This is a genomic window from Caballeronia sordidicola, from assembly GCF_000729995.1.
Taxonomy (GTDB): Bacteria; Pseudomonadota; Gammaproteobacteria; order Burkholderiales; family Burkholderiaceae; genus Caballeronia; species Caballeronia sordidicola_A.
The window spans coordinates 51906-72554 of sequence record NZ_JNFG01000009.1 but is presented as its reverse complement, the minus strand read 5'-3'; the positions used below and the strand labels follow the sequence as shown (position 1 = coordinate 72554).

The window sequence follows — 20649 nt, the reverse complement described above, 5'->3', positions numbered from 1 at the left end:
TTTGGGTCTAAGGAACTGTACATAAAAGTTTGGGCAGGATGTGGAGGCCCGCAGCCAACAAACGGCGTGCGTAACCTCCGCGGTCCTACAGCGAATGGAGCCATTCGAGCAGCGTTTTGTTCTGCTGCCACGATGGGAACTTTGGAAGCGGCGCACCGTCGGTGGCTTTCTCGAGCGCCTTGCGCTTCATCTCAAGATTTGCGCGAGCATAGATCTCGGTTGTCTTCACATCGACGTGACCCAGGAAGTCGCGGATGATCTCGAGCGGGACGCCACTTTGCAGCAGGTGCATTCCCTTTGTATGCCGCAGGCTGTGGGGACTCACTCGCTGCGTGAACTCGGGGTGACTTCGCCGTACAGGAATCACATACTTTTGCAGGAGATATCGCACACCCGAGCGCGATAACCGTGTGCCTTGCCGGTTCTGGAAGAGTGGCTTGTCGGCCAGTTCGGGGTGATCGAGGTTGTTATCGCGTCGATACTGGCGCAGTAGTTCGACTGTCGAGTCCATCAGGGGTACGGCGCGTACCTTTCGACCCTTTCCCATGAGCCGTACCTGCGACGGAGGATCCAGGCGCACGTCGCCAGCGTTCAGGTCAATCAACTCCTGTACCCGGGAGCCGGTGTCATAGAGTACGCTTAACATTACTGCATCTCGGCGGCCCTCAGACGTTCGTAGGTCCGGTTGAGCGAGAAGCTGTGCAAGGTATTCCCTGGAGAGGTAATCGACGCTGGGGCGCGGCTGTCGCCGCAGCGGAATGGCGAGGACCTGCTGGCATTGCAACAGTTGCTCGGGCACTTCCGACTGTACGTAGCGGAAAAACGCGTGTAAGGCCGCGAGGCGATGATTCTGCGTGCTGACAGAAACGTGCCGGTCGTTTGCCAGATGATCAAGGAATGCCTCAACCAGGGGTACGTCGATCTGTGCCAGAGACAGACGCTCCAGTGCGATTCCTTGCACGTCTCGACAGAATCGCAGCAGCAGGGTGAAGACGTCGCGATAAGCCTTGATCGTGTTGGGGCTTAGGTTGCGCTGTGCGGCCAGATGGTGCGTCAGGAAACCGGTCACGAGCATGGAGAAATCCGTTGGTTTCATGATCCATTCCTCCGCGGGATGACATCACCGAAGGCGGCGCTGGTGCGCGCCGTGATCTCCGGAAACAGTTCAGCTATCAGATGCAGATAGCGCTGCGTTCCGGCAAGAGACCGATGTCCCATGTAGGTCGCCAGCACCGGAAGCTTTGCATCGAGGTCAGCCCCCTCGCGGCACCAGCGCAGCAAGGCATGTGCGGCAAATGTGTGCCTCACATCATGTACGCGAGGCCCCTTGCCTCTACCGCCGTGCGTGATTCCGGATCGCAACAGGAGGTCCCGGAATACCCAATAGACCGCTTCGAGACTGTACGGTCCGTCGGATGGTGAAGGAAAGAAGTACGCTTCGGGCGACCGGTCCCCCATGATTGCCGCATACCTTCGAAGGCGCTGCACCAGCGGCAAGGCTGGAGGCACGAGGCGGTCCTTCCCGAATTTGGCCTCACGCACCGTCAGGATCCCCCGGTCGAGATCCACATCGGCGACACGAAGGTGCAGCACCTCGCCAAGACGCAGCCCACAGCCATACAGTAGCCGGAATACTTCCGGCATGATGAGATGCCGCATTGGCGATCGCGCAGTCGGTGTGAGCCGGTCGGCCGCGTGTAACAACCGGTTGATCTCGGCGTGGGTCAGAATGCGTGGCGAGAAATCATCGGCACTCCTTTCTGTAAAGAATCGATCCGGCACATCCGCGGAATATCCCTGCCGGCACATGAATAGGGCGAATTGGCGAACCGCACAGATGCGATCATAGTGGGTGCCCTTACACTCGTGGGGCTGCTTGGCGAGCCACTTGCGACTGATCGAGCGCGGCAGCTCGCATTGCGATAGCGCTTCATCGCACAGAAAGCGATCAAAGCGCGCCAGCAATCGGGCGGCCTCATCATATCGGTAACCACACGCCCGTCTCTCCTGGACAAACTGTTCCATGAGCGAGCCAACAGCGCTTCGGAACCGTCCCTTGAATGCTCTACTCGTCATGGCGCATCACCTCGGTGTTCAGCGCGGCCGTGCGCAGCGCTTCCACGTCGGCCTTCGCGTAGATCAGCGTCGATGCCGTCGACGCATGCCCCAAGATGTCGCTGATGACTTGAAACGGCGTCTGTTCATGGAGCAGTCGCGTCGCGAGTGTGTGGCGTAGCGAGTGCAAACCGTGACGTTGTGGAGTCCGGAAGCGAATACCGGCGCGGGCCTTCCAATTCTCGACGATGTGATACAGGTTAGCGGTCTCACAGAAGGGTTGGAAAGGCGCATTCAATGTGAGGAACACTTCTCGATGAACCGATTGAGGACGGCCCAATCTCAGATACTCAATCAGTGCTTCGCCAACTTCTTCCGTTAGTGGCAAGCAAAGAGGTGCAAGGGTCTTCGACTGCTTAATCTCTATGGTGGCCGTTTCCCACTTCAGATCGTCGAGGCATAGTGTCCGAATGTCGCTCACTCGCAATCCGAGGCGACAGGCCAGCAGAAGGATCGCGTAATCGCGCTTGCCTTTGGGCGAGGTTCTATCAACGACTTCGAGCAACCTGGTCACGAGTTCTGGGTCCCAGACCGATGGAACAGTCGCATCTCGGGGAACGTGGACTACTGGCAATACATGACTGAGATCCCGCTGCAGAAGTCCTCGCAGCAGAAGAAACCGCAGAAAACCGCGCACATCGGAAACGATTCGCGAGACGGACTTGGCCACCAGGCGATGTTGCGAGGTCACAAATGCGCAGAGATCGGCCGGCTGTATCTGATCAAAAAACGTGATGTTCCTTGAACCAAGGAAATCCGCGAATATCGCGATCTCACGCATCCGCTCGCGAAGGGTTGTTGGGCGAAGATGAAGGCGATCCCGACAGTACAGTTCATAGTCACGCAATGTCCTGTTCATGGGCGCCGGGACTTGTATCTTCTGCATATCGGTGACGGTGCGCTCAATGCGCCCGTCATGTGCAAAGTCCTCCAGAACTTTAAGGGCAAACACGATATGCCGTCGCCACGCCTGGCGTGAGTTCAGGCGTTCACCCTCACGCATCTGATACGCGGTGCAAAACTGTTTCGCCAGCTTCTGTGAGTACTCGTCTCCTAGGCTCATCTCGTGACCAAAAACGATGAGATGTCGCCAGACTACGCGATAGCGCCCCAGCGATCGTCTGCTGTATTGAAGCCTCTCGAGTTCGCCCACGGCACCGGCAATGACCTGCTCCAACGAAAGGCGGCTTGAAACTTGATGGGTGGAATGCTCCATGATCGAGCTCCTCACAACGGCGGCCCCGATGGCCGCCAAGACACCCATCATGAAACTTTTATGTGCAGAAAACCAACGCTGGGGGCTTGCCTACAAAGCCTTTACCTTGGCTACTGCGCATAAAACCTTTCTGTCGGTAATATTGGAAATGTGCTGCAGCACATTTCCAATACCTGCATGCGGACGACGACGATCGGCATCGCGCAACCGAGGCCGGGCTGAAACTCAACTGGTAGCAAGATGACTATCGATCCAAGGTGTGCAAAAGCAGGTCCGTGACCGCTTCTGAACCAAGCAGCCGCTATTGCGCACAGCGAATGCCTCAAGTCGACCCTCTATAGAAGGTGGACCGGGCGCCACCTAATCGGCAGCTTCTAGGGATGATGTTGAAAAAGTCGCCGCCCGCTGTTGCCACACCGCACTATAGGCAGGAAAATCGACCTCTCAGATCGGCCTACAAGCCACTCGGAAGCATATGTTGAGGGTCAAACGACCCTTGAAAATCTCGCGAATGTCCTCGATACCTCCCACGCCTTTACCGAAGGCGAGTGGATGCTCGTGCGTGCCATTGCTGACGGACTTGAGTGGTCGTATGGCTGGGACGCGCCCGCGGCGCAACGCCTGCGTTTCGTGCTGGACTTTGCGTATGCGACCGGCCTGCGTGCGAGCGAGCTGGTCGGTGCCCGTCTCAGCAACATCGAAACCGATGCCCGCGGCGATCATTGGGTGAGCCTTATCGGGAAAGGCCACAAGGCGGGTTAGGTTGCGCTGCCTCCACTGGCCCGTACTGCGCTGGACCGCTATCTGGTGGAGCGAAGGCTGCCGGTCACGCCGACCCGATGGCATCCCAATACGCCACTCATCGGCAGCCTCGAGCAGGACAGTGCGGCAGGCATCAGCGGTGTACGGCTATGGGAGATCACACGGCGGTTCTTTTCGAAAGCGGCCGAGGTCATCGAAGCGGACAACCCGGTACTCGCGGAAAAGCTGCGTCGCGCGAGCCCGCACTGGACTCTACATACGCATGCGACTCACGCGCTCGCACGCGGTGCCGATCTGACAACGGTACGCGACAATCTCCGTCACGCTTCGATCTCGACGACGTCGATCTACTTGCATAGCGACGAAGTGAAACGTGCCAAACAGATCCGCGAAGCGTTCGCTGCCAGGTGAACTGCGCTGAAATGCTTGGCCGGATTTGGTGGTCCGTTATTCGCCATACCCCTAGCTTCGAGTCGTCGCCATCAAGGCGTTCCCGCTGCCGGAAAGAGACCAGAGAGGAAGTACTTGATTTAATGAGATTTTTTAATGGGGCCGTTTCGCAAAGCCTCATGACGCCTAGGTGCTGCTATCCCTGTAAAATGCAACGAAATCAAGGGGACCCCATACCGCATCACGACTCGATCTCTGACGCCCGTCATGGTTGCGTTCGCGAGCCGCTCCATGTACCAGCGTCGGATCTTAGAACTTCACCGCGCTTCGAGCAACGTTAAGCACAGAGACGACGCTCGAATCAACGGGGTTTTCTTGGATAGTGAACTGCTTACCCTTAAACACTGTCGGCCAGCGCATTCGATATGTCGTCAATCAGGTCGTCGATATGTTCCAACCCCGCTGAGATACGGAGCAGTGCCTCCGGCACGGTGCTGTCCGGCCCTGACATCGATGCATGATGTTCTATCAGGCTTTCAACGCCACCAAAACTTGTGGCGCGGGTGAACAACTGGACCTTCGCCGCAACGGCCATCGCGGCTGGCTTCCCCCCCTCCATTTCAAAAGAGAGCATGCCGCCGAAGTGCGACATTTGCTGTTTCGCAATAGCGTGGGAGCTGTCGCCTTCAAGTCCAGGGTAATGGACAGCACTCACTTTGGGATGACTATGCAGGAACTCCGCTAGCCGCTGCGCATTGTCGCAATGTGCCTGCATTCTGTATGGCAACGTAGGCAGGCTGCGCATCAGAAGCCAGCAATCAAACGGCGACGGCACCGCGCCGCCGAATGCTTGAGCGGCGCGTACCTGAGCGAAATGCTCGTCGTCGTCTTTTGATACCACGACACCGCCCAAGACATCCCCGCGCCCGCCGAGGAATTTCGTTGTCGAATATGTCACAACATCGCACCCAAGTTCTAGTGGGCGTTGAACAATGGGACTGGCGAACGTGTTATCCGCCACTGCACGAGCGCCGTGCGAGTGCGCAAGTTCGACCAGTGCAACGATGTCCACGCAGCGTAGAAGCGGATTCGAGGGCGTTTCAATCCAGATTATTTTAGTATCAGGCGTTAAGTTGCTCCTCACCGTATCGAGCCGGGTCATATCGACAAACGACGCTGACACATTCCACTTGGCGAACAGCTGCTTCAATAGTCTCGCCGTACCGTAGTAGCAATCGATCGGCGCAATGACATGGTCGCCGGGCATCAAACCCTGGAAAATTGCCGCCGCTGCTGCGACGCCCGAACTGAACGCCGCGGCGACGGCACCGCCGTCCAACGCTGACAGGGCGGTTTCAAGACCGAACCGATTCGGATTGCTATTTCTTCCATACATATAACCGCGTTCGTAACCTCCGTCCGGATCACGCTCGTAGGTGGTGGACAAATGAATCCCTTCGGTCACCGCACCCGTTGCCGCGTCAACGTCGTGGCCGGCATGCACGGCCAAGGTCTGGATCCTGCAATTCTTGTCTGTTTTCATCGATCTCTAATTGTCCAAAAGGCTCTGCATTTAGTACATCAATCTATGCGCTAGTTCTCGTCACACAGCCGGCGTTACTCGGATATCGCTTTCCGAAGATGCTCACTCTTCCGCAGCCATGCTCATGCGATGCGCGTCGATCTCGCCGATCGGTCCGATCGGACGTCGCTCACGCTCCGCGATAGTGGCCATCTGGCCGGTCCGGGTAAAGCGCACCAGCGCGAGCGATAACAACGCAGCAAATATCACGTAGAACGCGGGGATCTGATTGTTCCCCGTGAAATGGATCAGCAAACTAATAGTCAACGGTGCCATGCCGCCAAAAACCGTCACCGCCAGGTTATAGGACAGCGCGACGCCGGTGGAGCGAGTCCGTGCTGGAAAGATCATTGCCAACATTCCTGAGTGCGGGCCCGATATCATGGCCTGGAGCACGGATGCAATGATCTGGCCGGTAATCAGGCGAGTCACGGACGGCTGTGTGTTAATGAACCAGAAGAGCGGGAATGTACACACGGCCGCCGCGATCACCGTCGGATAGAACAGCCGGTACGCGCCGAATCGATCGGCAAGCTTGCCTGAGACTGGTAGTAAGACCACATTGATCAAACCTCCAATGAAGATCCCGATCAGTGCGCTGGAGAGGGGCAGATGCAGCTGACGTTCGACGTAAATTGGTAAATACGAAGTCCATACATAACTCGAAGCGGTACCAATGATCATGACGCCGATCGCACACAAGACGGCGTCGCCCTGCTCCCTCAGGAAGCTCGTAAATTTCGTCGCGATCGATCGGTCTGGCCCGGCGTGCCGCCGACTTTCCTGAAAATCGGGCGACTCGGCAACGCGATGACGGATGTAAAGACCCAGCGGGCCGGCAAGGGCTCCCACGAGAAAGGGAACGCGCCATCCCCAGCTAACCAGACTTGCGGCGGGCAGATGCGTAGTCAGCAAGTAACCTCCGCCGGACGAAAGCAGACCCGCTACGGATTGCGCAACATTGTTGAAACTGCCGTAGAACATCTTCTTGCCGGCCGGTGCCATCTCGACCAAGATGACCGAGGTCATACTATATTGACCTCCGACCGAAAGACCTTGAAGGAGGCGCGCCAGAACGACAAGCAACGGCGCGGTGACGCCTATCGTCGCGTAGCCCGGGGCGAGCCCGATTAGAAGCGTAGCGACCACCATCATCATCATCAGGAATGACAGCGCCCGCGCCCGGCCCACTCGATCCGCGTACATTCCAAGCAGCACACCACCAAACGGGCGCACGACGAAACCTAACGCGAAGGTTCCGAACGTCAAAGACAATGAAACGACAGCGCTGTCGCTGGGAAAAAACACTTGGGCAATCGATTTCGAGAAATAGGCGTAGGCAAAGAAGTCAAACCATTCCAGGCCATTCGCAACTACGGATGTTGTGATAGCTCTACGGATCTGTCGCGGACTGGGTCGCTTTGGCTCAGCCGCTTCAGTATCTACAGGAATTCTCATGTCGTTCCTCCGACCCATTGATGAAATAATTTTTTTGATACTCAGTCGGCAAGAACGACTGGTTCGCCGGTGAGGCTATAACGAGTGAACGTGCGGTTCAGCGCTGGCATAGGAGCAACCTCCATCTCCCCAAGCGCGGGTTCCATAATGACCATAGCCACCGTCGCGGTCATCGCGTGACGCGTACCAGGCCGGGGAGGCCGGCAGACGGAAAACGGCGTTCCGAACGAGTCGAATAGCGCATCTTTCAATTCCTGGCGGCCTATCAACGCCGACTGGTTGAGGATCTTTCTTACGCGCCAGTCACGGTAGTGGCTGTCAGAAGAGTTCTCGCAGCCCATATCGATCAACTTGCTTCGCGCAATCGGGCTTACCCAGTGATTCGCATGCACGATGAGTTGATCATCGCCCGGATAGAGGGGAAAGGCTTCATCCGGCGCGCACTCCAGATCGATGCCAAACCCCTCCGCCATACCCAGCATGACGTTGTTCGAGCACGACTTGGGCGTCGTTGCGACCACCTTCAACGCGTTTGCGAAGACCGACTGCTCAAGCACACTGCGGCGCAGCAGCGACAACGGAACCCCTACCTGCTTGAAGTCGCGCTCGGATTCGAGGTAGTTGGCCGTGATCGACACGCCGGCGCTGTTGAGGCCGCTTCGCGCAAGTCCCCCCGCTTCGACGAACGTCAAAAAATCAGGGCCATCGTCGTTGCGCACTCTCAGGACAATGCCTGTTTCGGCGCAATCGGCACGCCAGTCCCAGTTCTGGCCATGAATCAGGCGCCCTGTCGCCGATCGATCGGGCAGGACCAGTGCGCCGGTACATCCATCGCCGGCATCTTCATTCACTGCCGCTATTTTTTCTGCCCGCGCTTTCGCCAGCACCTCGGTTCGCGCGTTGATCATCACGATGTCCTGGAAAGCCACGCCGGAGCCTTCTGCAATCCCTCGCATCTCGTCGAGGTAATGGGCGCCAAACTCGCCAATGCTACGTTCCATTGAGCGGATGAGCGCCTCTCGCGATCCATTGCTGTAGCCAAGGTCTGCGAGCGTTTGCGTGTACATCGCAGCACTTGCACGTACTCGTTGCGCTACCTGGACGCCATATTGGCGACCGCGGTCAAAGGGATTTCCTGCAACTGAAACGAACGGGAACTGATTGATGGTTTGCATGGTTTTCTCGGCAATCGAGACCCCACTACGAGGGCTCAAAATAGTCGTACAAGTATTTCTGTAGGATTCCTTGTTACCTGATTGGTACCCGCGCTATCGGGATAGCAATCACGTTCTCGACGAACGCTGCGCAAACTTACAAAATAACGACAACAGCCATCCTTCTCCCGGACTCCGGCAGATCCATGACCGCTCGCTTCGTAGTTCAGTGGCACGCCCGACCGGTGACCCGATTGTGAACCGCACTAAATAAAAACAAAAACGCATTTTTTTATAATTTTGCTAAAGATAAAATTTAGTATCGTGAGATCATGCGCTGAACGCGGGTGGTGAGATGAGTGAAATACGAACGCTGCGAACATTTCTTGCAGTTGAAAGGTACGGCTCTTTAGCCGCAGCCGCGAATCGGATGGCGTTGACCCAAGCCGCTGTTGGCCAACAAATGAGAGCGCTCGAGGAAGAATGCCGCCGACCGCTGTTTGATCGATCGCGCCGGATGATCCAGTTGAATGAGGCTGGGCGTGCGTTGGTGCCTCACGCGCGACGAGTGGTCGCAGATTACGACTCATTGCTGATAGGTACTGGCCTCGATCAAGGACTTGCGGGTGCGATTACAATTGGCGCTACTGTTTCGGCCATGGGATTCTTGTCGAACAATGTGCTTGCCTTGAAAGCCCGATTTCCTGCCCTAAGCGTTCGGCTTGTTCTTGGAAACTCTTTCGAGCTTGTACGGCAAGTGCGCAGCGCGGAGATAGATGCGGCGTTGATCATCGACGTCTTACGCGATACGCCCGCAGTAGAACGATGGACACCTCTTTACGAGGAACCTCTCGTTCTTCTGGCAAGCACTCAGATTGCGGCACCCGGCGCAGATCCTGCGGATCTGCTGAATTCACAGCCCTTCATTCGGTTTGACCGGCGCTCGTTGACTGGCGCAAATGTCGAACGCGCGCTTCGCAGGATGCATGTGAAGCCAAACGAAATCCTTGAAGTCAACTCAATCGCGGCCATCATCGAGTTGGTCCGGCAGAACGTCGGGATCTCAGTGGTACCTAAGCTCAAACACGTTGGATGGTCTCATGATTCATTGTTGGAAACCCTAGCCTTGCCAAACGCAAAATGGCAACGCGTGATCGGCATGATTGAGGGAGAACGACAACCTCACATCACCTCCGCAGTGCGGGCACAGCTTGTTCAATCTCTCGAAGACCGAGCGCCCGACTCGATGTCTCGAACCTAGCAGACGGGGTGACGATACAGCACAGATCAAATCTGGTCGCTTATCGAGTGGTTTCAGACACAGACTCCGAGACGCCTCGACGACTTGCCGACAGTGCATTGGAAAAGGTAATCATCGCAAGCCCCACGATCTGCCAGCGACTGATTCCCTGACCCAGCATCGTCCACCCAATCACGACCGCGACCAAGGGCTCGGCACTCATCAAAATACCAAACTGATAGTGAAACATTGTCTTCAATGCCTTCATTTCCAATGCGTAAGGAATGAGCGGGTAAAAACACGCTGCGACCAGCAGTTGGCTGAGCACAGATATGGTAGGCAGTTGGAAGGTGCCCGCGCAACGACTGATGGCCGATCGAATCCACGACAACCACGCCATAATCGCGCTGCGCCCATAGCTCGCGCGTCCGCACGAGGAAGTTGTCGCCGTGCCTAATCGTTCCACGCCCCGGGCCATCGTCTACCATGCACGTTCTCGGCCACCACCGGCCAGATCAAGACTCCTCATCAATTACAAAGTTGCGCAGAGTCCCGATCCGGGAAAGCTCCACCTCGACGACGTCTCCCGCCTTCATCCACAGAGGCGGTTCGCGGAATGCGCCGACACCGCCGGTCGTGCCGGTGATGATCACGTCGCCGGGCAGCAGCGTGCAGAACGTCGAGCAATATTCGATCAGGTTCGGTACCGGGAAAATCAGGTCGTCGTTGATGGCCTGCTGCATGATTTCGCCGTTGAGTCTCGTGGTCAGCGACAGCGCCGACGGATCGCCCACTTCGTCGGGGGTCACGAGCCACGGTCCGAATCCGCCCGTTTGCGAGAAGTTCTTGCCCGGCGTGAACTGCGACGTATGGCGCTGCCAGTCGCGAATGCTTCCGTCGTTGTAGCACGCATAGCCCGCGATCACGTCGAACGCATCGGCTGCCTTCACGTGTCGCGCACGCTTGCCTATCACGACCGCGAGCTCGCCTTCGAAGTCGAGCCGCTCCGACGCCCGGGGCCTCACGATCGGCCCGTCATGCGCAGTTTGCGAATCGGCGAAACGGGCGAACAGCATAGGCTTGTCCGGCACTTCGCGCCCCGTCTCCTTGACGTGCGACAGATAGTTGATGCCGACGCACAAAATCTTCTGCGGATCCGGGATGACCGGCAGCAGTTCGACATCGGACCACGCGAGCATCTGGGGCGTACCCGATGCGCGATCGGCGAGCGCACCGAGCGAATCGCGCGCGAGCGCCTCCTTGAGTGTCGCGCCCAGATCCGCTGCAAACGGCGCGGCATCGACGATACCGTTATCGGTCGCTACGCCGTACGACGCGCGTCCCGAAGCGAGAAAACTGACGAGCTTCATGTGATTGAGGTCCTGTGCTGCGAGTGGATTGAAAGATCAGGCGCTACCAAGCGCGCCCTGGTTGACCAGCGAAACCGGGCTCACGACCCGCGCCGCACGCTCCGCCTGCCGATTGCCCTGCCCCTGTTCCACGCCGATGAAGCGGCGAATTCGGTCCGCGTCCGCCCTTTGGCGAATTTCGTTCGGCGATGCAGCCAACTGGATCACGCCGTCCTCCATGAACACGATGCGATCGGAAATCGACATCGCAAAATCCATTTCGTGCGTGACGATCAGCATGGTCATTCCTTCGTCGGCGAGTGCGGAAATCACCTTCAGCACTTCACCCACCAGTTCCGGGTCGAGCGCCGAGGTCGGCTCGTCGAAAAGCATGATCGCGGGTTCCATCGCGAGTGCTCGCGCGATGGCGACACGCTGCTGCTGCCCGCCCGATAACTGGTGGGGATACTTGTCCGCATGCGCGAGGAGACCGACCTTGTCGAGCAAACCGAGCGCCTGCGTACGCGCGTCGGCGGCGTTACGGCGACGGTGATAGCGTGGTGCGAGCATCACGTTTTCGGCAATTGTGCGATGCGGGAACAGATTGAAGCTCTGGAACACCATGCCGACGGTTAGCAAACCCTCACGGCGCGCGCGGTTCAAGCCTTTGGCACGAGCCGCGATGAACGGTTTTCCGTAAAGCACGATCTCGCCGTCGTCAAGCGGTTCGAGCGCGTTAATTGTGCGTATCAGCGAAGTCTTGCCCGAACCCGACGGCCCGATTATCGAGACCACTTCACCGCGGCGCACCTGCAGATCGATGCCTTTGAGTACGTGATGCGCACCATAACGCTTATGAAGTCGTTGCAGGATCAGCGCGGGCGTCGCGTCGCGCACCGTGGCTCGGGGCCCGAACGTCTCGGGCGCAAGTCGCGCGCGCAGCGCGTTGACCTGCAGCGCATCGAGTGCCCCGGGCTGCCGCGCTGGCAGATCGAAGCGGTTCTCCAGATAGCGAACGATCCAGCCGAAGACCGTGACAATTCCAACGTAGTAGACCGTAATCGCGCACAGCGTCTCCATCACCAGCAGGTTCTGCGCATAGAGCTGCTGCCCGACCAGCAGCAGTTCGCCGAGCGAGATCACCGAAATCAGCGACGTGAGCTTGACGCAGGCAATGTACTGATTCGCAAGCGTCGGCAGCGCGATGCGCAGCGCCTGCGGAATGATCACCAGCCGCTGGATGCCAACCCCCTGCAGGCCGAGGGCGAAGGCCGCTTCACGCTGGCCACGCGCGACCGAATTCAGTCCGCCACGATGGATTTCGGCCATATACGCGGTCTCCGTCAGCACCAGCGCCACCATGCCAGAAAAAAACGGATGAGAGAACCACGGACCGGTCGCCGGGAACATCTGCGGCAGGTTATAGATCACGATCGCCGCGACCAGTAGCGGTACGCTGCGGAAGAACCAGATGTAGATGCCGGCCGGCATCGACAGCCACGCACGGCGTGACAGCCTCGCGCAGGCAAGAGGAAAGCCCAGCACCACCGCGAGGATCCACGATACGGCGCTAAGTTCTATCACCGTCAGCGCCGCGCGCCACAACTCCGGCATCGCGAACAGCGACAGCATGTAAGGCAGGTCGAATTTCATGAGCTTCTCTCGTCACGCGCAAAAACCAATAAAGCGGGCCGGCCGTCGCATTCAGCTCGCGCTGCCCGGCGCCATGTACAGGTGGTTGTCCTTGAGCCACTTGTCGAGCTCGCCACTTTGTTTCAGTCCCTGAATGCCCTTCGTGATCGCCTGGATAAGCGCGGCGTTGTCCTTGCGCACGTAAATGCCGATCACCTGCGGATAGATCAGATCGGTCGACGACACGAGAATCCGGCCATTCGACTTCGCGGCCAGCGCGTATGCCGTGTTCGCCACCTGGATGCCCGCCTGCACATTGTTCGCCAGCATCGCCTGAATGGCTTCCGCAGTCGTCGGGTACTCGGCGATATCAATCTCGCCCTTGCCGGAGGTCTTGCAATAGCGGGCGGACAGCTCATGCAGCTTCGGCAGATAGGCCGTGCCCGACACGATGCCGACGCGCATGCCGCAGAGATCTTCGGGCGTTTTGGGCTTGAGCCCGCTCGCCGCGGTCGCGAGAATCGCGCTCGATGTCTGCGCATAGGGAATCGCCGCCGCCTGCGCGGTTCGCTCCGGCGTAACGTACATGCCGGAGATGATCGCGTCATAGCGGCGCGCCGACAGGCCGAGGATCAGCATCGAAAACTTCGCGTCTTCGAATGACACGGTCATGCCGAGCTGTTTTGCGAGCAGATTACCGAAGTCGGGATCCGAACCGACGATCTTGCCGTCCTGCACCGATTCGAAGGGCGGATAAGTCGCGGCCATGGCCACTTTCATATGACCGCTCGAAATCGTACCGGCATCGGCCGATTCGGCCCATGCCGGTGTGGCGAACGCGATGCCTGCGGCCAGCACGGCCCCGGCCAAACGACTGAACATGTGCGAGAAGTAAGACATGCTGAACTCCGCTCTGCAATGAAGGTTGCGACGCTGAACCCAGCGTGTCGCAGGTCGATTTTGAAAGCACACAGAAACGAGGCGAGCTACATTGCGCTGCTTCTGCAAAGGCACAATAAGGTGATCTGATAAGGACGCATCTGCTTTTCCTGAACGTGGGTTTTCGAAGACGGCCTTCGTTGCTGATCGACACGGATGGGCGAGCCGGTTGTGCCGCTGCGCTTGCGTGTGGTGTTGCCTGAACCGCGTATTGCCAAACACGTATTGCCGATTGCGTGTGCTGACTGCGTGTAGCGCACGGCGCGCGGTTACTCGACCATCGCGTTGGCCTCGCGGCGCAAATCCGCCGACGCCTCGAGCATGCCGTCGCCATGCACGTGGACCGCCTTCAGCGATCCGAAATAGAACGGGTGTAGCGAATCGCGCGTGACCGCGATCCCCTGCGCTTCAAGCCGGTCGATCACGGCCGCCGGAAAACCGGGCTCGCACAGTAGATCGCCGTCGCGCGACTGGCTCCAGCGCGGCGCATCGATCGCATCTGGCAGCGTCATCCGTTCGTCCAGCACGTTGGCGAGGAACTGCACGCCGGTGGTCGTCTGGCTCACGCCGCCCGGCGACACTGCGCACCATGCGGGGCGGCCGTCGCGCAGCACGATGTAAGGGTTCAGCGTATGCACCGGCCGCTTGCCCGGTGCGAGCACGTTGTGCTCGGCCGGATCGAGGCTGAACTCATGCAGGCGGTTGTTCATCAAAATGCCGGTCGACGGGTCGACGCAACCGCTGCCAAACGGCTGGAAGACACTTTGCAGCATCACGAGCGCGTTGCCGTGCGCATCGGCGAGCACAATGCCAGCGGTGTCGCCCGGCTCACTGATGCCTGGCGTCGCATGCGCGCGAGACTCCGCGCGAGCATTGCGGTCGATCTCGAGCGGCCATCGCGCGGATGAATCGGCGACGCGGTCGCGCAGTGGCCCGAGCAGTTCACGCGCGACGGTGATCTGCGCGGCGAGCGCGTCGTCGCGCGTCGCCTGCGGCATCGCATGCAGGCTTGCCAGTTGCGCGAGCATCAGCACGCCGACCGAGTTCGGCGGCATCACGCAAACCTCGTTTGCACCATAGCGCTGCCGCACCGGCTCGCTCCATGGCGCGTCGAAGCCGGCGAAGTCGTCTTCGCACAAGAGGCCGCCGTGCGCCTGTGAAAACGCGGCCAACGCCTTAGCGATCGGTCCGCGATAGAACGCCTGCGCGCCATGCGCGGCGATCTGGTGCAAGGTGTCGGCCAAGGCGGGTTGCCGGTGCCGTTCGCCGGCGACGCGATCGCGCCCGTCGAGCTGGAACGCTTCGGCAAAGCCAGGCTGCCGGCGCACGTCGGGCTGTGCGAGCGCGAGATTGCGCGCGAGCTCGCTCGAAAAACCAATGCCATCGCGTGCGGCCGCGGCCGCGTCGGCGAACAGGGTGTGCCACGCGAGGCGACCGCTGCGCGCATGCGCTTTGGCCCACAGCGCGACGAGGCCCGGCACGACCCAACTGCGCGGGCCACGCGGATCGATCGCAGCGTTGCCTCGCCCGGCGAACTCCGAACGATCGGCAGCCGCGGGCGCGGTGCCGCTGCCGTTGAGCGCACTCACCTGGCCTGACCTCGCATCGAACGCGAGCATCATTGCGCAGCCGCCGAGCGACGTCGCGTGCGGCAGCACGACGGTAAGCATCGCCGACGCAGCGATCATCGCGTCGGCGAGCGAGCCGCCGCGCGCGAGCGTTGTCATCGCCACGCGGCTCGCGAGGTGATGGCCGGTCACCGCTGCGTGGCGTGTGCCGAACTGCCGCGCGCGTGCGCGGGGCTTTGCCGTAGCGTTCATCGCGCCACCCTGCCGGCCGGCCGCGTGAGCGCGATTGCGTCCAGCACGGTCGCGCAACCTGGCGGCGGCGTCTTGCTTCCCTTGTTCAGCACGATGCCAGTTCCTTGCGGATATCGAGGCGGCTTGCCGCAGACCTTGATCGGCGGCTCGCATCCGGTTGTCGAAGAACGTGGAGTAGACGAAAAACCTTGTTGGGCGAGGAGCGCCCCACGCTCAGTCCGGCGATCCCGTCACGGACGATTTCCGCAGTCGGAGTCATGTCGTCCTCAGTCGATCTCGACAACCATTTCCAGTTCGATCGGCATGTCGAACGGCAGCGCGACGAAGCCGACCGCGCAGCGCGCATGTACACCGTCCTTGCCGAACACAGAAGTCAGCACGTCGGACGCGCCGTCGATCACTTCCGGCTGCCGATGAAAATTCGACGTAGATGCGACCATGCCGAACAAGCGCACGATTCGCCTGACGCGCGACAGCTCGCCGATCTCCGCTTTCAGCGACGCGAGCGCGCTGATCGCCGCGTTGCGCGCGCCCGCATAGCCCTCATCGACCGACACGTCGGCGCCAAGCTTGCCCTTGTGCGTCTGCGTCGGTCCGTTGAAGGTGCCGTGACCCGCGACGAATACGAGCTTGCCGGCCGTCACCGCGCCGCAGTAGTTGCCGGCAGGCTTGCGGAGTTCCGGCAGCGTATAACCGAGTTCGGCGAGGCGAGCTTCGGGCGTCGCGCCCTTGAGTGTTTCGGATACAGCAATCGTCATCTGGATTCCTTGGTTGTATGGATGAGGTTCGTTTAAAAAATCAGCGGCCGTTGCCGCGCTGGATGCGCAGTTGCGCGAGCGCACCGGCCGTCAGCAGCGCATGGATGTCGAAGCGGTCGCGCAACGCGTCGAAGTCAGCTGCGATCAGCGCCGCGCGTTCGTCAGCGGCGAGCGCGAAGCTGTCGCAATAAGCGGAGGGATCCTTGACAAAGCGGCGTGCGGCGGCGCCATCGACGCGCAGCGTCTGCACAGCACGCACCAGCCCAACGCGCGTCGGCGGCAGCGCTGGATAGATCAACGACGCGCGCTCGACGGGCAGGCTCAGGTTCCAGCCAAGCACCGCATACGTGTGATGCCACGACGGCTCGAACTCGGCGATGAACGGTTTGCGTTGTCCGGCCGACGCGATCGCGCCGGCCGCGACCAGCGTCATCCGCAATTCGACGTTGCCGGTCGCATCGAGCGCTGCTTCGTCGTACGCGAGCAGATGCGCGAGATTGCCGGCTTTCATCTGCTCGAACAGTACGCGGTCGGTATCGACATCAGGCTTCGGGTAGTGGACGGTGCCGGGGTAATGCGACAGCCCGCCGCTCGCGATCAGCACCGCGCGCCGCCCCATTCTCTTGACCGCGCGCGCAAGCGCCTGACCGAAAGCGTGGCAGCGCAGCGGCGACGGCTGCGGCGGCACATACGCGTTGACGAAGATCGCCGTCATCGGCGTATCACGGTCGAAGCCCATGAACTCGTACGGGATCGTGAACGACGTCGGGATTTTCGCGTCGAGCGTGAACGCGAGATCGAAGGACTCGTCTCCCATCGCACGCACCAGCGGATATGCGCACGACGCATCGAGCGCCCAGGCGCCGCGATGCTTGTGCATGCCGTCGGCGCGCTCGGCCGCGTGCACGCAGAACGGCGCAACCGAGTGCGTGACGAAGTGGTCGCCGTGATCGTTCGACAACACGATCACGCAGTCCGGTTTGAGCGCGCGCAGCCGAGCGCCGAGAGCAGCCATCGCGGCGCGCACGCGTGCGACCTGCCCGTGGTCCTCGGTCTCCGGCATCGACAGGAACTGCGGCGCGTGTGGCACGGCGGCCACGCCGACAATGCCCGCGCGATCGATCGAATCACGGGTGTGTTGCTGCAGGGTCATGACGCATCCTTCTTCATCGTTTCGGAAATGGCCGCGGCAGAGCCCCGATACCCCATACAACGACCTAGGTGGCCGGCCGTGCGAGTGCGAAGCTCGTGCTCGCTAAGCAGGTGGCGGGTTATCGTTGCGTTCGCTTCGATTTCACCGCCGTGGCTTGGGCGCTGCGCGGTCACGACTTCATCGTGCGGGCACGGGGTTGGATCGACGCCGATGTGCGAAATCTACATTTAGTAGCCTTAATACATATCTGGTATACTTTGTTGATTTATAGAATACCCAATACAAAATCAACGTCAAGCGAATATTCCGGCTGGGTGCCGTTTTATCCCAGCGTATTCGGGTAAGTCCGGTACTCCGGGCTGTAGCCGCTCCGTCAGCGGTACGACGACTAAGATCCCCCGGTATACTTTGTCCGCTTAGCAGATACCATCCAATCACCATCACGGCGACCGACACGCGAGGAAAAACATGGCAGCGCTGCAATCCCCCGACGAAGCAGCGGACGTCGCGAGCCCGCTCGACGTGCCGCAGGAAGGCGTGTACGAGGCGCTCTTTCGCGAGATCGTCACTGGCAAGTTGGCCGGCGGCGAGCGGCTGATGATCGACGACATCGCCGAGCGCTTCGGTGTCAGCAAGATCCCGGTGCGTGAGGCGCTGAAGGCGCTCGAAGCAAAGGGCTGGGTTGAATCGGCGCCGCGCCGCGGCACTTATGTACGAGCGCTATCCCTCAGCGAGCTGCACGAGCTGTTTGAGCTGCGCATGATCATCGAGCCGGAAACCACCGCCCTTGCCGCGCATCGCAGGCGCACCGTCCATCTGCAGCAGCTTGCGGCGCTGATCGAGGAAGGCGAAGCGGCGATCAAGATCAACGACTTCGTCACCAGCTCGCGCGTAAATCTCGAGTTCCATTCGCTGATTGCGGAAGCGGCCGGCAACCGCCTCGCGTATGACGTCATCCACGATCTCGAGCTTCGCCTTGCGCGCTACTTCTTTGAATCGGAATGGAACGAGCGCTCAGAAACCGCGCACGAGCACCTCGCAATCTACGAGGCGATCCGCGACCAGCGTGCCGGCGACGCCGCGACGATCACGCGCAACCATCTGCGCCACACCGAAGCCATGGCGGCCCGCTCGATGAAGGATGGCAAGTCGAACCTGAAAATCAATTCGCCCGCGCGGCCGCTAGGCAAATAGCGAACCGTCTTTCGTCGCCACCGCCGTCAATGCCCCCCTCGTAGCAAGAGTCCGCGCGCAGCTCGCTGAAGACATCGCCGGCGGCAAATTCGCATAGCGTGCAAGCGCGGCGGGACGGCCATGGCCCGCGCAAAGCGCAAGACAGGCGCAAGTGCACCCATGCCCGCGGCGGTACTGTTCGCCATTTCAGGCGGACAGTACCGCCGCAATGTAGCGCTCCCACGAGCGGACCCATCGCCTCAGCGCGGCAGGTTTTCATACCGCCGTGATCGTCGGCGATCGCAATCTCTTCACCGTCAACCGCCCGCCACATGTCTCGTGAGCGCCGTGCCCCTGCTCGCCGGTGCCAGCGATTCGGCATATCGTTTTCAAATCTCGCTGCGCGTGACCAGACGGGTCGCGGAGGGCGAGATCTCCACCAAGTCCTCATCGCAGCCACCCATCCACGCGGAATTTTCCGAGCGTCTCCCGGCTTTGAAAGCTCGGCCGCTCCGCGCTTGCACGCGACAAACCCCCTTTTTTTGAATTTGAGGTTGACGATTTTTTGGGATTGGGTATCCTAATAACGACTTAAGTATACTTTGTGGTGATGGTATCTGCTTTTATTTCGACATGGATACGACCAGAAATCCGATGGTTGCTTTAGACAAACGTAAACCTTGCGTTGGAGCACACAAGTAATGGACCGATTGCGCTTTGGTATTTGTGGGTTGGGTTTCGCCGGCTCCGTTCTGATGGCGCCGGCGATGAAGCGCCATCCGAGCGCAGAAATTGTGGCCGCCTGCGACCCGAATGCCGAGACTCGTGCGGCTTTCGGGCGGGACTACGGCATCGCGACTTACGACAGTCTGCTCCCGATGCTGGACAACACCGATTTGGACGCGGTGTATATCGCGTCTCCTCACCAGTACCACTGCGAGCAGGTCGTCCTCGCCGCAGAGCGCGGCAAGCACATCATCGTCGAGAAGCCGCTCACCTTGAGCGAGGACGACGCTCAAAGGATGGTCGATGCCGTGGAGCGTCACAAAGTCCAGATCGTTGTCGGTACGTCGCGAAGTCACGACCCCGTCGTCAAAACCATGCGCGACATCGTCCGCAGCGGCGAGCTGGGTCGACTGGCGATGATCAATGCGTGGAACTACACCGACTATCTGTATCGGCCGCGTCGTCCGGAAGAGCTCGACACTTCGAAAGGCGGAGGTATTCTCTTCAGCCAGTTGCCGCACCAACTCGATGTCATCAAGACCATCGCCAACGCACCCATTGTCTCGGTTCGCGCAGGGTCGGGAAAGCTCGATCCGCAGCGGCCAACCGAAGGCCACTGTGCAGCGTTCGTTACGCTGTCGAATGGCGTGTTCGCCACGCTTGCCTATAGCGGATACGACCACTTCGATAGCGACGAACTGCAGTTCTGGATCGCCGAAAGCGGCCGTGAGAAACGACCCAACCATGGCGGCGCCCGCAAACTGCTTGTGGAGCTGACTCCGGCAGAAGAGGCGTCATTCAAAACGCAACGTCTGGGTTACGGCGGACCTGTCGCACGGAACTATGCGGCGACCGAAGCCAACCGAAAACAGCCGCATTTTGGAATCGTCATTGCGACGTGCGAGCGCGGCGATCTTCGTCCGTGTCCTGATGGCGTTCTGATCTATGGCGACGACGGGCCGCGGACGGTGCCTGCCCACGTCGGTCGTGGTGCATATGGCCAGGGTGACACGATCGACGAACTCTACGACGCATTGGTTGGAACTCAGCCAACGTTGCGTGACGCCGCATTTGGACGAAACACCGTCCTTGCGTGTCTGGCCGTTCTGCAATCCTCGAAGACCGGCCGCGAGGTGCCCGTGCTCCCTTAGCACTCGGGAACCTGGCTGGCTCAGGCACAGA

General features: G+C 59.9%; 16 protein-coding genes and 1 pseudogene. 4 read left to right on the top strand and 13 right to left on the bottom strand.

Annotation, left to right across the window (positions count from 1 at the left end; translation table 11 throughout):
* Nucleotides 1-85: 85 nt before the first annotated feature.
* From FH08_RS0109775 to FH08_RS48280, 3 genes are read right to left on the bottom strand one after another with little or no spacing between them, the layout of a single operon-like run.
* Nucleotides 86-1096, bottom strand: a complete 1011-nt coding sequence (locus tag FH08_RS0109775) for a site-specific integrase (protein ID WP_031358150.1) — start codon at nt 1094-1096, stop codon at nt 86-88.
* Nucleotides 1093-2025 (bottom strand): tyrosine-type recombinase/integrase, encoded by a 933-nt coding sequence (locus FH08_RS0109770; protein WP_235210319.1) that lies wholly within the window; start codon nt 2023-2025, stop codon nt 1093-1095. Before FH08_RS0109770 ends, FH08_RS0109775 begins: the two co-directional genes overlap by 4 nt.
* 40 nt (nt 2026-2065) lie before the next feature.
* The gene (locus FH08_RS48280) at nt 2066-3331 is read right to left on the bottom strand and encodes a site-specific integrase (RefSeq protein WP_035565806.1); all 1266 of its coding nucleotides are present in this window, start codon (nt 3329-3331) and stop codon (nt 2066-2068) included.
* 504 nt (nt 3332-3835) lie between these two features.
* Here FH08_RS48280 and FH08_RS48275 point away from each other — a divergent pair.
* Nucleotides 3836-4504 (top strand): annotated as a pseudogene (locus FH08_RS48275) (tyrosine-type recombinase/integrase); the annotation flags it as partial.
* 376 nt (nt 4505-4880) lie between these two features.
* On the opposite strand, the gene FH08_RS0109755 reads toward FH08_RS48275, so the two are convergent.
* From FH08_RS0109755 to FH08_RS0109745, 3 genes are all read right to left on the bottom strand, one after another.
* Nucleotides 4881-6026 carry a trans-sulfuration enzyme family protein gene (locus FH08_RS0109755; RefSeq protein WP_031358147.1) on the bottom strand — a complete coding sequence of 382 codons (1146 nt, stop codon included), beginning with the start codon at nt 6024-6026 and terminating at the stop codon, nt 4881-4883.
* A 102-nt stretch (nt 6027-6128) separates the two neighbouring features.
* Nucleotides 6129-7523, bottom strand: coding sequence for an MFS transporter (locus tag FH08_RS0109750; RefSeq protein ID WP_063771185.1), 1395 nt, complete (start codon nt 7521-7523; stop codon nt 6129-6131).
* Between the two features lie 41 nt (nt 7524-7564).
* Entirely contained in the window at nt 7565-8698 is a 1134-nt protein-coding gene (locus tag FH08_RS0109745) for a C45 family autoproteolytic acyltransferase/hydolase (protein WP_031358145.1), read from the bottom strand.
* 334 nt (nt 8699-9032) lie between these two features.
* Here FH08_RS0109745 and FH08_RS0109740 point away from each other — a divergent pair, with 334 nt between their 5' ends.
* On the top strand, nt 9033-9938 hold the full coding sequence (locus FH08_RS0109740; protein ID WP_031358144.1) for a LysR family transcriptional regulator: 906 nt from the start codon (nt 9033-9035) through the stop codon (nt 9936-9938).
* 40 nt (nt 9939-9978) lie between these two features.
* Here FH08_RS0109740 and FH08_RS0109735 read toward each other — a convergent pair whose 3' ends face one another.
* From FH08_RS0109735 to FH08_RS0109700, 7 genes are all read right to left on the bottom strand, one after another.
* Nucleotides 9979-10317 (bottom strand): EamA family transporter, encoded by a 339-nt coding sequence (locus tag FH08_RS0109735; RefSeq protein ID WP_031358143.1) that lies wholly within the window; start codon nt 10315-10317, stop codon nt 9979-9981.
* 115 nt (nt 10318-10432) lie between these two features.
* The gene (locus FH08_RS0109730) at nt 10433-11287 is read right to left on the bottom strand and encodes a fumarylacetoacetate hydrolase family protein (protein WP_031358142.1); all 855 of its coding nucleotides are present in this window, start codon (nt 11285-11287) and stop codon (nt 10433-10435) included.
* Between the two features lie 36 nt (nt 11288-11323).
* Complete coding sequence (locus tag FH08_RS0109725; protein WP_063771184.1) at nt 11324-12919, bottom strand: amino acid ABC transporter permease/ATP-binding protein; 1596 nt, start codon at nt 12917-12919, stop codon at nt 11324-11326.
* Between the two features lie 51 nt (nt 12920-12970).
* Nucleotides 12971-13798, bottom strand: coding sequence for a transporter substrate-binding domain-containing protein (locus FH08_RS0109720; protein WP_051888042.1), 828 nt, complete (start codon nt 13796-13798; stop codon nt 12971-12973).
* A gap of 308 nt (nt 13799-14106) precedes the next feature.
* A complete protein-coding gene (locus FH08_RS0109710) occupies nt 14107-15810 on the bottom strand; it encodes a gamma-glutamyltransferase family protein (protein ID WP_031358139.1) in 1704 nt (567 codons plus the stop codon).
* Nucleotides 15811-15923: 113 nt separating this feature from the next.
* The gene (locus tag FH08_RS0109705; protein WP_051888041.1) at nt 15924-16415 is read right to left on the bottom strand and encodes a RidA family protein; all 492 of its coding nucleotides are present in this window, start codon (nt 16413-16415) and stop codon (nt 15924-15926) included.
* Nucleotides 16416-16455: 40 nt separating this feature from the next.
* Nucleotides 16456-17568 carry a hypothetical protein gene (locus tag FH08_RS0109700; RefSeq protein ID WP_031358137.1) on the bottom strand — a complete coding sequence of 371 codons (1113 nt, stop codon included), beginning with the start codon at nt 17566-17568 and terminating at the stop codon, nt 16456-16458.
* 468 nt (nt 17569-18036) lie between these two features.
* On the opposite strand from FH08_RS0109700, the gene FH08_RS0109695 reads away from it, so the two are divergent.
* Both FH08_RS0109695 and FH08_RS0109685 read left to right on the top strand, forming a co-directional pair.
* Nucleotides 18037-18762 carry a GntR family transcriptional regulator gene (locus tag FH08_RS0109695; protein ID WP_031358136.1) on the top strand — a complete coding sequence of 242 codons (726 nt, stop codon included), beginning with the start codon at nt 18037-18039 and terminating at the stop codon, nt 18760-18762.
* Nucleotides 18763-19442: 680 nt separating this feature from the next.
* Nucleotides 19443-20618, top strand: a complete 1176-nt coding sequence (locus FH08_RS0109685; RefSeq protein ID WP_031358134.1) for a Gfo/Idh/MocA family protein — start codon at nt 19443-19445, stop codon at nt 20616-20618.
* The last annotated feature ends 31 nt before the right edge of the window (nt 20619-20649 follow it).

Excerpts from the sequence above, each read along its gene's own strand:
- FH08_RS0109695 (WP_031358136.1), top strand. The coding sequence starts at position 18,037 with ATGGCAGCGCTGCAATCCCCCGACGAAGCAGCGGACGTCGCGAGCCCG.
- FH08_RS0109730 (WP_031358142.1), bottom strand. The coding sequence starts at position 11,287 with ATGAAGCTCGTCAGTTTTCTCGCTTCGGGACGCGCGTCGTACGGCGTA.
- FH08_RS48280 (WP_035565806.1), bottom strand. The coding sequence starts at position 3,331 with ATGGAGCATTCCACCCATCAAGTTTCAAGCCGCCTTTCGTTGGAGCAG.
- FH08_RS0109700 (WP_031358137.1), bottom strand. The coding sequence starts at position 17,568 with ATGACCCTGCAGCAACACACCCGTGATTCGATCGATCGCGCGGGCATT.
- FH08_RS0109685 (WP_031358134.1), top strand. The coding sequence starts at position 19,443 with ATGGACCGATTGCGCTTTGGTATTTGTGGGTTGGGTTTCGCCGGCTCC.
- FH08_RS0109750 (WP_063771185.1), bottom strand. The coding sequence starts at position 7,523 with ATGAGAATTCCTGTAGATACTGAAGCGGCTGAGCCAAAGCGACCCAGT.
- FH08_RS0109770 (WP_235210319.1), bottom strand. The coding sequence starts at position 2,025 with ATGGAACAGTTTGTCCAGGAGAGACGGGCGTGTGGTTACCGATATGAT.
- FH08_RS0109705 (WP_051888041.1), bottom strand. The coding sequence starts at position 16,415 with ATGACGATTGCTGTATCCGAAACACTCAAGGGCGCGACGCCCGAAGCT.
- FH08_RS0109755 (WP_031358147.1), bottom strand. The coding sequence starts at position 6,026 with ATGAAAACAGACAAGAATTGCAGGATCCAGACCTTGGCCGTGCATGCC.
- FH08_RS0109775 (WP_031358150.1), bottom strand. The coding sequence starts at position 1,096 with ATGAAACCAACGGATTTCTCCATGCTCGTGACCGGTTTCCTGACGCAC.
- FH08_RS0109745 (WP_031358145.1), bottom strand. The coding sequence starts at position 8,698 with ATGCAAACCATCAATCAGTTCCCGTTCGTTTCAGTTGCAGGAAATCCC.
- FH08_RS0109710 (WP_031358139.1), bottom strand. The coding sequence starts at position 15,810 with ATGCGAGCCGCCGATCAAGGTCTGCGGCAAGCCGCCTCGATATCCGCA.
- FH08_RS0109725 (WP_063771184.1), bottom strand. The coding sequence starts at position 12,919 with ATGAAATTCGACCTGCCTTACATGCTGTCGCTGTTCGCGATGCCGGAG.
- FH08_RS0109740 (WP_031358144.1), top strand. The coding sequence starts at position 9,033 with ATGAGTGAAATACGAACGCTGCGAACATTTCTTGCAGTTGAAAGGTAC.
- FH08_RS0109735 (WP_031358143.1), bottom strand. The coding sequence starts at position 10,317 with ATGGCGTGGTTGTCGTGGATTCGATCGGCCATCAGTCGTTGCGCGGGC.
- FH08_RS0109720 (WP_051888042.1), bottom strand. The coding sequence starts at position 13,798 with ATGTCTTACTTCTCGCACATGTTCAGTCGTTTGGCCGGGGCCGTGCTG.